Origin of the sequence: Burkholderia sp. AU31624, assembly GCF_020420065.1 — a bacterium.
Taxonomy (GTDB): Bacteria; Pseudomonadota; Gammaproteobacteria; order Burkholderiales; family Burkholderiaceae; genus Burkholderia.
This window is the reverse complement of sequence record NZ_JAIZRT010000016.1, coordinates 1-13,359: the sequence shown is the minus strand read 5'-3', so window position 1 is coordinate 13,359 and position 13,359 is coordinate 1. Positions and strand designations below refer to the sequence as shown.

Below are 13,359 nucleotides of genomic sequence, written 5' to 3'. Positions count from 1 at the left end.
AGTGAGCGTGGGGGCTAATCATGCAGTGCCTCCGTTACCGAGCGTGTCTTCCTGTTCTTCGCGCTCGTCTTCGGCGGACACCGACGCGCCCTTGTCGAGGTCGGCCGGCACCTCCAGATCGACCGGCATCGCCGGGAACGCGCCGCCTTCCGAACGGAAGCGCTTGAGCTGGTAGACCCACGCGAGCACTTCGGCGACGGCCGAGTACAGCGAGCCGGGAATCTCGCGTTCGAGTTCGACGTTGTGATACAGCGCACGCGCGAGCGGCGGCGCTTCGAGCAGCGGCACGTTGTGTTCGGCCGCGAGTTCGCGGATGCGCGCGGCGACGAGGTTCACGCCCTTCGCGACGACCTTCGGCGCGCGCATCTCGCCGTCCGTGTATTGCAGCGCGACGGCGAAGTGCGTCGGGTTCGTCACGACCACGTCGGCCTTCGGCACGGCCGCCATCATCCGGCGGCGCGCGATCGCACGCTGCTGCTGGCGGATCCGCCCCTTCACGTGCGGATCGCCTTCGTTCTCGCGATGCTCGCGCTTCACTTCTTCCTTCGTCATGCGCAACTTCTTGTTGTACTGCCAGATTTGGTAAGGCACATCGAGTGCGGCGACCACCAGCATCCCGGCGACCGTCGTGCCGCAGCACACGGCGATCAGGTGCAGCGCATCGGGCAGCGCCACGCGCAGCGGCTGCGTCGCGAGGGCGAGCAGCTCGTCCTTGCTGCGCCAGATCGCGATGCCGCCGATGCCGCCGACGACCAGCGTCTTCGCGAACGACATCCCGAGCTGGATCGGCCCCTGGATCGAGAAGATCCGACCGAGGCCCGAGATCGGGTTCAGGCGGTCGAACTTCAGCTCGAACGTCTTCGACGAGATCAGCCAGCCGCCGAGCGCCATCGGCGCGAGCAGCGCGGCGACGCCGGTGAGCGCGAGGATCGGCAGCAGCGCGGCGAAGCCCTCGAGGCTCGCGCTGCCGGCCGCCGACAGCATCCGGCTCGTGTCGAACGCGGTCGCGCGATCGAACGTGAACGCACCACGCAGCATCGCCTGCAGATGCCCGCCCGACGGGCCCGCGAGCAGCCACGCGCCATAGAACCCGGCCGCGAGCAGCGCGAACGAAGCCAGCTCGCGCGAACGCGCGACCTGCCCCTCCTCACGCGCCTTCTCGCGGCGCCTGGGAGTGGCGGCTTCGGTCTTGTCGAGATCGCTCTCGTCTGCCACGGGGCCTCCAGTCGGGTACGGCGGAATGCCGCTTTCCAGTGACACCGATTATTCATGGAGGCGTCAAACGCCGATCGGTCGAGCAAAGCCGGGAAAGGGGGGTATTTCGGGGAATCGGGCGAGCCGGTGCGAACGGCGCTGGACGGGGGACGGAACGGTGTGCGGCGCGGCGGAAAAACGTGCCGGCGGGGGCGATGGCGGGTGTCGGCTCCGGGCGGAGCGGCGACGGCGTGAAGCGGGGAAAAACGCGGAAACGGTGAAGCAGTAAAGCGGTGCAGCGGGGGCGACGCGAAATCGGGCCCCGACGCGGCGGCGTCGCGCGTCGGGGCAGGCGTCGGTCAGGCCGCCACGATCGGGTCCGCGCCGAAGCGGTTCGGACCTTCGGTGCCGCGCGAGCACGTCCATACCAGCAGCAGGATGCCGCCGACGACCGGAATCAGGCCGAGCAGCAGGAACCAGCCCGAGCGGCCCGTATCGTGCAGGCGGCGAACGCTGACCGCGATGCCCGGAATGATCAGCGCCAGCGAAACCAGGGCGAGCACGCCGAGCAGCAGCAGCGTGATCAGGCCGCCGTCGCGGCCGGCCACGCCGATGATCTGCGCGGCGATCGACAGCACCGTGGTCAGCAGCACGAAATACCAGTATTCGGCACGACGCGCACGGCCTTCGAATGTCGCGTATTTATTGAGTACGGCACGAACGGCTTCGGAAAAATTCATTTTATTACCCTCCTGTTTTATATAGACGACCCCGGAAACAACGCCGGCATTATATGTTTGAATGTCGACGGACTCCATCTCTTTTCACATGCCGGGTAGTGCGCGCACCGCGCCGTCTCGCCGCCCCGCATGGTGCGGGAATGGCTGCAATAGCAGAATCCGGGGCCATCGGCTTGCATGCCGCGTCATTTTAATAATCTTGAAGACCTGACAGAAACGACAGCCCTGGATAATCCAGCATTTGATTACGTCCGAATGAAATCGAGTGCGATCGATAATCGGCAACGAGTGTGCCGCATTCGATTAACCGGCCGGCATTACGCGGGCGCGCAAAGCGCGCTACGCTTCGCCATGACTCGCCGATTCCGGTCGAACCGCACCATGCTCCGTCATCCGCTCGTTCCGTTGCTGTCGCTTGCCTGCGCGCTGGCCGCCGGCTGCGCGGGCACGCCGGCCCGCCCGCCCGGCGCGCAGGCGCCTGACGCGCCGCATCCCGGCACGATCGCCCTGCGCCACGCGTGGAACGGATCGACGCAAACCCTGCACGCGCAGGATTTTCCCGCGAGCTTCACCTTCCGCTGCGTCGACACGCGCGGCGAGCCGGCGGAACGCGCCCGCGCGGCCTGGTGCGTGCCGGTCGTCGAGATCGAATCGGTGCCGGTCGATGCCGCCGGGCGCCCGGTCGCGCCGGCCGACGCCGTCCGGATCGAAAGCACCGCGTACGGGCCCGGCCACCGCTTTCTCGATCACACGCGCCTGATGCGCGACGGCCGGCCGCCGGCCTAGCGCCGGTTCGCCGGTTCACGCCTGCAACGGGTTCCCGCCGCCTAGCCCGCCGCCGCCCGCTGCAGCGCGTCGAGGTCGAGCTTCTTCATCGTCATCACCTGCGCCATCACGCGCTCCGCGCGCGCCGGATCGCCCGTCATCAGCTCGCTCATCTGCGCCGGCACGACCTGCCACGACACGCCGAAGCGGTCGCGCAGCCAGCCGCACTGCTGCGCACGCTCGTCGCCGCCTTCCGACAGGCGCGCCCAGTAGCGGTCGATTTCGTCCTGGTCCCGGCAGTTGACGACGAACGACACGGCCGGCGTGATCTGGAACACGGGGCCGCCGTTCAGCGCGACGAAGGCTTGCCCGTCGAGCTCGAATGCGACGGTCATCACCGCGCCCTCCGCGCTGCCGGACGCATGCGCGCCGGCCTTGCCGTAGCGCGCGACGTGCACGATGCGCGCGTTGTCGAACACCGATACGTAGAAACCGGCGGCCGCCTCTGCTTCGCGGTCGAACCACAGGAACGGCGTGATGCGTTGTATGCGCGGGTTCATGGCGCTGCCTCCTCGATGTCGTGCCGGCATGGGTGCCGGTATTACATCGTAGGCGCTGTGCCCGCGCGCGGCGGCGCACCGGTCGGACCCGTCGTGCCGCGCACGGCCGTCGAATAAAAAAGGGGGCGATCGCTCGCCCCCTGGGTCCTGCGTGTCGCCGTGCCGCGTCAGAACGCGACGAAAGGCGCCGCGCCGCCGCTCGCGGTCTTGTCCATCCCGAAGTAGATCGTCCGGTTGTAGAAGTGCGGCATGCCGATATCGAGCCAGCTGGACGAACCGAACGGGCCGGCGATGTCGTCGAACGCGAACGTCGACGGGTTCGAGAACAGCGAATCCGCGTTCACGACGGGCATCGTCACCGTGCCGCTCACGCCGTTCTGGCCGGTCAGCGTCGCCGAGTTGCTGATCGTCGTCGACGGGCAGTAGAACTGCGTGTTCTTCGAGCAGGCCGGCAACTTGCCCGACGTATCGTTGAAGAAGTACGCATTCGAACCCGTATCGAAGAACGCGGTCACGTTGCGCCCCTGGAACGTCGCGCTGACGTCGCCCGTCGTGGTCGACGTCATCACCGTCTTCCCGGTCAGGTCGGGCAGGCCGAACGTCAGCGTCCCGGTTGCGCTGGCCTGCCCGCTGTCCGAAATTTGCGGCATGCTCACGCTCACCCCGCTGCTGTCGGCGAAGCGATGCACCGGGTTGGCCACCTGCTGCGCCACCGGCACGAGTGCGACCGTGCAGTTCGCGTTGTTGCCGTTCGGGCACGCGTAATAGTTGTTGTTCGTCGACGTCGACGTCGCGCAGGTCGTGCCGCAGTCGACCGGCGCCGGCCCGATGCCGAGGATCCCGTTCGCGCCGAGCGCGCTCGCCGAGTTGGCCGACGCGCCGCCGTTCGTGCACGAGCTCGGCACGTTGGTCGTGCCGAGGTCGCCGATGATCTGCACGGGCAGCGAACTCGCCTGCTCGGAGCCGATCGACAGGTCGACCGTGCGCACCGACCCCCACGTATAGCTCGACACGAACTTGCCGCACTCGGCGACCGGCGCGCCGCCGCTCGTCACCTGCGGGAGGCTGCCGAGCACGCCCGACACGGCGCTGCCGACGAGCCGCAGCCCGTAGGACGCGGTATCGACGAGCACGTTGTTGACCACCTGGCAGTTCGACGTGCCCGGCGCGCAGACCTTCAGGCTGATGGTCGGGATGTTGATCACGTTCGCGACGCCGGCGCTCACGGTGATGACGGCCGTGTTCCCGGAATTGCCGTCCGAGCCGCCGTTACCGTTGTTGCCGCCGTTGCCGTTGCTGCCCGAGCTGCTGCCGCCGCCGTCTCCGCCGCCGCAAGCCGTCACGAGGACGGCCGTCGCCGCCGCGAGGCCCAGCACGCCGAGCCAGCGCTTGAATGTACGAGGAATTCTCAAGATCGCTCTCCCGCTGTCACTGGATGTCGGTGCCGGTCAGGCCGGCAGGCAGCGCCGCCGGCAGCCACGCCTGGCCCGAGAAGGCGCCCATGTGGCCGCCGGTCCGGATCACGAGGCCGCTGGTGTCGACGGACACGGGCGCGCGCCAGCCGCGCGCCTGGTGCGCCGCCTGGACGCCTGCGGTGTACTGCGGGAAATAGCTGCCGAGCAGCGACGCGAGATCCGGCATCGTCGGCCCTTGCCATGCGAGGCCGAACACGCTGCCGGCGGCCGACGTGTATTCGTGGATGACGGTGCCCGATCCGAGCGTGATCTCGCGGACGGTATAGGCGGCCGTGCTCGTCTGCATGCCGTCCGCCGAACGCATCGCGCGCTGCAAGGCGCGCACGGTCGCGGCCCGATCGTCCGCCGGCGGCGACATCGGCGCGCCGCCCAGTTCCGCGTATGCGTGGACGCTCCACAGCACACCCATTGCAGCCGTCGCGTGCGCGACGGCCCAGCCCAAGCGTTTCAGCTTCACGTTCCCCCCCAAGGGACTGGCTTTGTTGCCGGCGGTGCGGCCATCGCGCCCGCGCCACCTGCCAACATATGAAATCGTACGAATGACGCTACGTTGCTGCTGACGCGTAGTATGCCTGCTGAGTGTGTCGAAGTGTCAATTTGACGCAGGACGACCCTGGGCCTCGCAGGTGAGACGTGCGTGGGAAAGCGGTGCGGGGAACGTGTGACGCGGGCATCGGGCGCCGCTGCGATACGCGGCGCGCCGATGCCTGCGGCAGGTCAGAAGCCCAGGCTGGCGAGCAGGTCGTCCACCTGCCCCTGGTCCTGGACCACGTCGGTCTTGCCTTCCGGCGCGATCTGCGGGCCGTTCAGCAGCGACTCGGGGCTACCGGTCGGGCTGACCTGCTCGGCCGCGAGCGCAGCCGCGGTGGCGGCGAACTGCTCGCGCCGCTCGGGCGCGATGTTCTCGACGAGCACCGTGAGGAGCTGCTGCTCGATCAGGTAGACCATGTCCATGATCTTCTTGATCACCTGCCCGGTCAGGTCCTGGAAATCCTGCGCGAGCATGATCTCGAGCAGTTGCGCGCGGGTGGCCGAAGCCGACTCGGGCAGCGTGCGCAGGAACGTGCGCGTATCGTCCATCAGCTCGCGCACTTCCGCGTGCTCGATCGGTGCCGCGTACCACTGCGCCCAGCGCGCGTCGAGCGCCTCGGCCTCGTTCTGGATGCGCTCCTGCATCGGCTTCGCGACCTCGATCGCGTTCAGCACGCGCACGGCGGCCTGTTCGGTCATCGTCGCGACGTAGCGCAGCCGGTCGCGCGCATCGGGCACGGCTTCCGCCGCCCGCTCGACATGCTTGTCGAGCCCGAGCTCGCGCATCGAATCGCGCAGCGCGCGCGTGACATGGCCGATGCGCGCGAGGATGCGGTCGCTCGCGAAATCGGCGCCTTCGGCCTGGCCGTCGGCGCTGAACCCGGCGCCGGTCAGCGCGGCATGGATCGGCTCGTTCACGTCAGCTCCCGGTCTTCGCCATCTTGTCGATGATCTTGTTCAGCTTCTCGTCGAGCGTCGCGGCCGTGAACGGCTTCACGACGTAGCCGCTCGCGCCGGCCTGCGCGGCCGCGATGATGTTCTCCTTCTTCGACTCGGCCGTGACCATCAGCACCGGCAGGTGCGTGAGCGTCGCGTCCGCGCGGATTTCCTTCAGCATCGCGAGGCCGTCGAGGTTCGGCATGTTCCAGTCGGAGATCACGAAGTCGAAACCGCCGCCGCGCAGCCGCGCGAGGCCGGCCGCGCCGTCCTCGGCCTCGTCGACGTTCGAATAGCCCAGTTCCTTGAGCAGGTTGCGGACGATCCGGCGCATCGTCGGGAAATCGTCCACCACCAGGATTTTCATGCTCTTGTCCATCGTCGTTCCTTTCCAGATTCGTTTCCGTCGGGACGCGTATCGTGGCACGCGCCCCGTGACATTCCATTCAAACGCGCTGCACGCGGTCGCCCATCGTCGCCAGGCGCGCCATCACGCGACGGCTCATCTCGGCGAGCGGCACGATCTCGTCCGCGCCGCCGAGCGCGATCGCCTCGCGCGGCATCCCGAACACGATGCAGCTTGCTTCATCCTGCGCGAACGTGTGAGCGCCCGCGCGTTTCATTTCCAGCAGGCCGGCCGCGCCGTCGCGGCCCATCCCGGTCAGGATCACCCCGATCGCGTTCTTGCCCGCGTGCGTCGCCGCCGAGCGGAACAGCACGTCGACCGACGGGCGGTGCCGGTTCACCGGCGGCTCGTCCGACAGTTGCGCAATATAGTTCGCCCCGCTTCTCGCAAGCAACAGGTGCGCGTGGCCCGGCGCAATATACGCGTGCCCCGGCAGCACGCGCTCGCCGTGCTCGGCTTCCTTCACCGCGATCCGGCACAGGCCGTTCAGCCGTTGCGCGAACGACTTCGTGAAACCCGGCGGCATGTGCTGCGCGATCAGCACGGCCGGCGCATCCGGCGGCAGCGGCGTCAGCACTTCGCGGATCGCCTCGGTGCCGCCCGTCGACGCGCCGATGATGATCAGCTTCTCGGTACTGACGAGTGGGTTGTTGATCATCGGCGCGGCCGGGTGGCTGTCCGCCGCGCGCGCGGCGGCCTGCGGCTGCGGCGCCTGGCGCACGCGCGCCCGCGACGCCGCGCGGATCTTGTCGGCGAGCTTCTCCGCGTAGTCGAGCATCCCGTCGCGAATCCCGACGCGCGGCTTCGTGACGAAATCGACCGCGCCGAGTTCGAGTGCGCGCAGCGTGATTTCCGAGCCGCGCTCGGTCAGCGACGACACCATCACGACCGGCATCGGCCGCAGGCGCATCAGCTTCTCGAGGAAGTCGAGCCCGTCCATGCGCGGCATTTCGACGTCGAGCGTGAGCACGTCGGGGTTGTGCTGCTTGATGAGCTCGCGCGCGACGAGCGGATCGGGCGCGGTCGCGCACACCGTCATGTCGGGCTGGCTGTTGATGATCTCGGTCATCAGGCTGCGGATCAGCGCCGAATCGTCGACGCACAACACTTTGATCTTCTGCACTGCGGTCATGCCTCCTGCTTTCTTGATAGGTTCGCCGGCCGCACGCCGGCGGCCGGCGCCGCGCTGCGCGCGCCGAACAGCTCGATGCGCGGCCGCGTCGGCTGCGGCGGCGCCGGACGCTTCGCCGCGAACAGCTCGACTTGCGGACGCGGCCGTGCGGTGCGGGCGCGATCGGCCTCGCGGGCGAGCGCGGCTTCGCGCTCGGTGACGCCCGGCACCTGCAGCCGCAGCTTCTTCACCGCCGCGCGCCCCGTGGCCGCCATGAACGCGACCTTGCGCGGGTGCACGCCTTGCAGGTCTTCCGCCGTGATGCGGATGCGTTCGAGCGCGAGGTAGCGGCGCACGAAATCCGCGTTGCGGTCGCCGATGTTGATCGTCGTCATCCCTGCCAGCACGGCGGCGCCCCCGAACACCTTCGCCTCGAAGCGTTCGCGGCGCCCGCCGGCCTTGATCATCTCGTTGATCAGCACTTCCATCGCATACGCGCCGTAGCGCATCGATTCCGACGCGGCCGCGCCCGGATCGGCGCCGTCGTCGGGCAGCATGAAGTGGTTCATCCCGCCGATGCCCGCGTACGGATCGTGCAGGCACGCGGCGACGCACGAGCCGAGCACGGTCATCAGCACCATGTCCTCGGCCGTCGTGTAGAACTCGTTCGGCAGCAGCTTCACGCCGGGACGGCCGAAGTGGTTGTCGAAGTAGCGATTGGTGGCGATCGGCAAGGCGCTCATCCGCGCTCTCCCAGAGCGGATGCGGCGCCCGCGGCATGCATGCGCGCGGGAGACGGCATCGCGGACGCCTGCGCGCCCCGCGGCCGCGCGCCCTGGGCGGCGTCGCGGGTCAGTTCGTACACCGTCTGCCCGCGCAGCCGGAACGCCTGCGTGACATACGTGAAGTTCTCCGAATGGCCGGCGAACAGCAGCCCACCCGGCTTCACGAGCGGCTCGAAGCGCGACAGCACCTGCCCCTGCGTCGGCTTGTCGAAATAGATCATCACGTTGCGGCAGAAGATCGCGTCGAACGGCTTCGCGATCCCGTAATCCGCATCGGTCAGGTTCAGCTGCTCGAAGCGGATCATCGCGCGCAGCTCGGGACGCACCTTCACGCGGCCGGCCTGCGCGCCGGTGCCCTTCAGGAAGAAGCGCTTCAGCCGCTCCGGCGCGAGGTGCTTGACCTGGTCGTACGTATAGATGCCGGCCTCCGCCTTCGCAAGCACCTGCGTGTCGAGGTCGGTCGCGAGGATCGACGCGCCGCGCGCAGCCGATTCGCCGAGCGCCTCGATCAGCGTGATCGCGATCGAGTAAGGCTCTTCGCCGGTCGACGCCGCCGAGCACCAGACCGAGACCGGCGCCGGCCGCCCTTTCACGAAATCCGACAGGATCGGGAAATGGTGGGCCTCGCGGAAGAACGCGGTCAGGTTCGTCGTCAGCGCATTGGTGAACGCTTCCCACTCGAGTGGATCGTCTTCCTGCTCGAGCAGGTCGAGGTAGTCGCGGAACGTGTCGAGGCCGCGTGCCCGCAAGCGGCGCGCGAGACGGCTGTACGCCATGTCGCGCTTGTGCTCGGACAGCGAGATCCCCGCGCGTTGATGGATCAGCGCGCGAATGCGTGCGAAATCCGCGCTGGTGAACGCGAAATCGCGCCCCGGCTCGCCCGCGCGAGGCGAGGCATCCGGTGCATCGGGTCGAAACGGCGCGCGCGCGTGCGGCATGGTTTAGAAGGTCTCCCAATCGTCGTCGGACGTGCCGGCCGTGGCCGCCGCCGGCTTCTCGCCGTTCAGCGCCGGGCGCACGAGCGCGGGCTTCGCGGCCGGCTTGTCGGCCGGTGCGGCGGTTTTTGCGAGACGCGGCCCATAGCCACCCGCAGCGGTGCCGCGGGAAGCCGGTGCATCCTTGTGCGCGTGCGCGCCCGTATCGGCCGCACGCTTCGTTTCATGGCCCGCACCCGCAGCACCCGATGCGGCGGCACGCGGCGCCGGCGCGGCGCGCCGTGCCGGTTGTGCGGCAGCCTGCGGCGCCGGCAGCGCGGCGACCGGCGTCGCATCGAAACGCGGCTCCGACGTCAGCGCCGGCGCGTGCTCATGGGCGACCGGCCGCGCGACACCGCGCGACGGCGCGAGCACGATACCGCCCGCCACGCGCCAGCCCGACACGATCGCCTTCATCTGGCGCGTCTGCTCCTCGAGCGACGCCGCCGCGGCAGCCGCCTGCTCGACGAGCGCGGCGTTCTGCTGCGTGACCGAATCCATCTGGCCGACCGCGCGATTGACCTGCTCGATGCCGGTCGACTGCTCGTCCGACGCGGCGCTGATCTCGCCCATGATGTCGGTCACGCGGCGCACGGCCTGCACGATCTCGTCCATCGTCGTGCCGGCGCGCGACACGAGCGCGGACCCGCTTTCGACCTTCTCGGCCGAATCGCCGATCAGCTGCTTGATTTCCTTCGCGGCGCTCGCGCTGCGCTGCGCGAGCGAGCGCACCTCGCCCGCGACCACCGCGAAGCCGCGGCCCTGTTCGCCCGCACGCGCGGCTTCGACCGCCGCGTTCAGCGCGAGGATGTTGGTCTGGAACGCGATGCCTTCGATCGTGCCGATGATGTCGACGACCTTGCCCGAGCTTGCCGCGATGTCCTGCATCGTCGACACGACCTGGCCGACCACCTCGCCGCCCTGCGTCGCGATGTCCGATGCGTTCACCGCGAGCTGGCTGGCCTGTCGCGCGTTTTCCGCGTTCTGCCGCACGGTGCCCGTCAGCTGCTCCATGCTCGACGCGGTTTCCTGCAGCGATGCGGCCTGTTCCTCGGTGCGCTGCGACAGGTCGGTGTTGCCGGTCGAGATCTCGCGCGCGCCGACGTCGATCGACTCGGTACCGCGATGCACGGCCTGCACCATCGTCGTGACGGCGTCCTGCATCCGCTTGATGCCGCCGAACAGGCGGCCGATCTCGTTGGTGCTGAACACGTTGACCGGCTGCGTGAGGTCGCCGCCGGCGATGCGCTCGAAGTGCGCGATCGCGTCTTCCAGCGGCTGCACGATCAGCCCGCGCAGCGCGAAGCGGATCGCGATCACGACGACGAACGCGATCGCGATGCCCGCCGCGATCAACCCGATCATCAGCGAGATCTGCGATTGCGTCGTGGCCTGGCGATCTTCCGCGCGCTTCTGCAGCGACGCGACCACGGCCGCCGCGGCCTGGTCGTACGCGACGAACATCGGGCTGATCTTGGTATCGGCGACCGCGTGGTACGCGGCCATGTCGCCCGCGCGCGCGGCCGCGAACTCGGGCTCGACGCCTTCCTTCACGATCGTCGCGTAGCGGGTGGCCAGCTCGTCGACGAGCGCCTGCTCGACGCCCAGCTTCGGCGTCGCCTGGAACGCCTGCCAGTTCTGGTTCGACTTCGCGTACAGCTCCTGCGCGCGGTCGAGCACCTTGGCCGCTTCGGCCGTGTTGCCGGCTTCCGTCAGCGAGCGGAAGCGGTCGAGCGACACGCGCGCGCGCAGCAGGTACGACGACGTATCGTCGAGCGAGTGGATCGCCGGCAGGTCGACGTGCGCGATCGCGTCGAGCGAGCGGCTCGCGTGATTCAGCGCGACCAGGCCGAGCCCGCCGACGGCTGCGGCCAGCGCCACGAGGATGAGTCCGACCGCCGTGAGCGTCGTGCGGATCGACCAGTTTTGCAACATTGCAGATTCTCCCGAAATTCCTGCGCGCGCAGCGCGCTTACCCGCCGAGCGTCTCGATCAGCGCCATTTCACGGCTCGACATCAGCTTCTCGATGTCCATCAGGATCAGCATCCGGCCGTCGACCGTGCCGAGGCCCGTCAGGTACTCGGTCGTCAGCGTCGCGCCGAATTCCGGCGCCGGCATGATCTGGTCGGTCTGCAGCGTCAGCACGTCCGACACGCCATCGACCACCATCCCGACCACGCGATGCGCGACGTTCAGGATGATCACGACGGTCTGGTGGTCGTACTCGACGCGGCCGAGATGGAACTTGATCCGCATGTCGACGATCGGCACGATGATCCCGCGCAGGTTGATCACGCCCTTGATGAACTCCGGCGCGTTCGCGATGCGCGTGACGCTGTCGTAGCCGCGGATTTCCTGCACCTTCAGGATGTCGATCCCGTATTCCTCGTCGCCGAGCGTGAACACGAGGAATTCCTGGCCCGTCGCGTCGCCTTGTTCCGCGTCGCGGCGGCTCGTCGCCGCGTTCGCCGCGGCCGGATTGATCATTTGGACTTCAGCAGACACGTTTGCCCCCAATCGGTTGAATGGCGAGTGACATCAGAACATCGCGAGCTCGGCGCCGGCACGGGCGCCGTGCATCGCACGGGTTTCGCGGTTCAGCGCCGCGACGTCGACGATCAGCGCGACGCTGCCGTCGCCGAGGATGGTCGCCGCCGAGATGCCGTGCACCTTGCGGTAATTGGTTTCGAGGTTCTTCACGACCACCTGCTGCTGGCCGACCAGCTCGTCGATCAGCATCGCGAAGCGGCGCCCCTCGGTTTCCATGATCGTGACGATTCCTTGCGTCGGGTCGGTGCGCGCGTCGTCGACCGAGAACACCTCGTGCAGCGCGACCAGCGGCAGGTATTCGCCGCGCACGCGCACCACGCGCTCGCCGTTGCCGACCGTGTAGATGTCGTCGTTCGACGGCTGCAGCGACTCCATCACGAAGTTCAGCGGCAGGATGAAGATCTCGTTGCCGACCTTCACCGACATCCCGTCGAGGATCGCGAGCGTCAGCGGCAGCACGATCCGCGTGGTCGTGCCGCGGCCGGCCACCGACGTGATTTCCACGTGGCCGCCCATCGACTGGATGTTGCGCTTCACGACGTCCATCCCGACGCCGCGGCCCGACACGTCGGTCACCGTCTCGGCGGTCGAGAAGCCCGGCGCGAAGATCAGCTGCCAGACTTCGTCGTCGCTGATGTTGTCGGACACCTGCATGCCCTGCTTCGCGGCCTTCGCGAGGATCCGCTCGCGGTTCAGGCCCGCGCCGTCGTCGCTCACCTCGATCACGATGTTGCCGCCGTGATGCGCGGCCGACAGCACGAGCTGGCCAACGGCGTCCTTGCCGGCGGCCACGCGCTTGTCGACCGTCTCGATCCCGTGGTCGAGGCTGTTGCGCACGAGGTGGGTCAGCGGATCGATGATCCGTTCGATCAGGCTCTTGTCGAGCTCGGTCGCCTGGCCGAACGTGACGAGCTCGACCTGCTTGCCGAGCTTGCCGGCGAGGTCGCGCACGAGACGCGGGAAGCGGCTGAACACGTAGTCCATCGGCATCATGCGGATCGACATCACCGCTTCCTGCAGGTCGCGCGCGTTGCGCTCGAGCTGCGCCATCCCGTTGAACAGGCGGTCGTGCAGCGCCGGATCGAACGCGCTCGCGGTTTCCGCGAGCATCGCCTGCGTGATCACGAGCTCGCCGACCAGGTTGATCAGCTGGTCGACCTTCTCGACACCGACGCGAATCGAGCTGCCTTCGGCGCCCGATGCCGCCGCGGCCGCCGGGCGGGCGCGCTTGTCGTCGTGATGCGCGGCGGGTTGCGGCGCGTGGTCGGCCTGCGCCGCCGGCTGAGCCGGCTGCGGCGCTTGCGCGGCGGCGGCGGCCGGCTCGGCGGGCG

The 13,359-nt window shown here is 68.6% G+C and carries 14 protein-coding genes; 1 reads left to right on the top strand and 13 read right to left on the bottom strand.

Features of this window, described 5'->3' with window-relative positions; translation table 11 throughout:
• Positions 1–18: 18 nt before the first annotated feature.
• Entirely contained in the window at positions 19–1,215 is a 1,197-nt protein-coding gene (gene flhB / locus LGM89_RS36315) for a flagellar biosynthesis protein FlhB (RefSeq protein WP_089493898.1), read from the bottom strand.
• Between the two features lie 338 nt (positions 1,216–1,553).
• Positions 1,554–1,934: a DUF805 domain-containing protein gene (locus LGM89_RS36310; RefSeq protein WP_226208049.1), complete on the bottom strand. Its 381-nt coding sequence runs from the start codon at positions 1,932–1,934 to the stop codon at positions 1,554–1,556.
• Between the two features lie 177 nt (positions 1,935–2,111).
• On the opposite strand from LGM89_RS36310, the gene LGM89_RS36305 reads away from it, so the two are divergent.
• The gene (locus LGM89_RS36305) at positions 2,112–2,720 is read left to right on the top strand and encodes a hypothetical protein (protein WP_226275730.1); all 609 of its coding nucleotides are present in this window, start codon (positions 2,112–2,114) and stop codon (positions 2,718–2,720) included.
• Positions 2,721–2,761: 41 nt separating this feature from the next.
• Here LGM89_RS36305 and LGM89_RS36300 read toward each other — a convergent pair whose 3' ends face one another.
• The 11 genes from LGM89_RS36300 to LGM89_RS36250 all read right to left on the bottom strand — a co-directional run.
• Complete coding sequence (locus LGM89_RS36300; protein WP_089493896.1) at positions 2,762–3,259, bottom strand: VOC family protein; 498 nt, start codon at positions 3,257–3,259, stop codon at positions 2,762–2,764.
• A gap of 167 nt (positions 3,260–3,426) precedes the next feature.
• Positions 3,427–4,671 carry a DUF3443 family protein gene (locus LGM89_RS36295; RefSeq protein ID WP_089493895.1) on the bottom strand — a complete coding sequence of 415 codons (1,245 nt, stop codon included), beginning with the start codon at positions 4,669–4,671 and terminating at the stop codon, positions 3,427–3,429.
• A gap of 16 nt (positions 4,672–4,687) precedes the next feature.
• Positions 4,688–5,191, bottom strand: a complete 504-nt coding sequence (locus LGM89_RS36290) for a DUF2844 domain-containing protein (protein WP_089424239.1) — start codon at positions 5,189–5,191, stop codon at positions 4,688–4,690.
• Positions 5,192–5,451: 260 nt separating this feature from the next.
• Positions 5,452–6,183, bottom strand: a complete 732-nt coding sequence (gene cheZ, locus LGM89_RS36285; RefSeq protein ID WP_089493894.1) for a protein phosphatase CheZ — start codon at positions 6,181–6,183, stop codon at positions 5,452–5,454.
• Position 6,184: 1 nt separating this feature from the next.
• Complete coding sequence (gene cheY, locus LGM89_RS36280; protein WP_039346818.1) at positions 6,185–6,580, bottom strand: chemotaxis response regulator CheY; 396 nt, start codon at positions 6,578–6,580, stop codon at positions 6,185–6,187.
• A gap of 67 nt (positions 6,581–6,647) precedes the next feature.
• Positions 6,648–7,739: a protein-glutamate methylesterase/protein-glutamine glutaminase gene (locus LGM89_RS36275; protein ID WP_174974784.1), complete on the bottom strand. Its 1,092-nt coding sequence runs from the start codon at positions 7,737–7,739 to the stop codon at positions 6,648–6,650.
• Positions 7,736–8,461 (bottom strand): chemoreceptor glutamine deamidase CheD, encoded by a 726-nt coding sequence (cheD, locus tag LGM89_RS36270; protein WP_226275728.1) that lies wholly within the window; start codon positions 8,459–8,461, stop codon positions 7,736–7,738. The genes LGM89_RS36275 and cheD overlap by 4 nt, the downstream gene beginning before the upstream one ends.
• On the bottom strand, positions 8,458–9,441 hold the full coding sequence (locus tag LGM89_RS36265) for a CheR family methyltransferase (protein WP_089424235.1): 984 nt from the start codon (positions 9,439–9,441) through the stop codon (positions 8,458–8,460). The genes cheD and LGM89_RS36265 overlap by 4 nt, the downstream gene beginning before the upstream one ends.
• A gap of 3 nt (positions 9,442–9,444) precedes the next feature.
• A complete protein-coding gene (locus LGM89_RS36260; protein ID WP_226275727.1) occupies positions 9,445–11,412 on the bottom strand; it encodes a methyl-accepting chemotaxis protein in 1,968 nt (655 codons plus the stop codon).
• A gap of 37 nt (positions 11,413–11,449) precedes the next feature.
• The gene (gene cheW, locus LGM89_RS36255) at positions 11,450–11,965 is read right to left on the bottom strand and encodes a chemotaxis protein CheW (protein WP_043185043.1); all 516 of its coding nucleotides are present in this window, start codon (positions 11,963–11,965) and stop codon (positions 11,450–11,452) included.
• Between the two features lie 51 nt (positions 11,966–12,016).
• Positions 12,017–13,359 (bottom strand): chemotaxis protein CheW (locus LGM89_RS36250; RefSeq protein ID WP_226275726.1); only part of this gene is annotated, 1,343 nt, incomplete at its 5' end.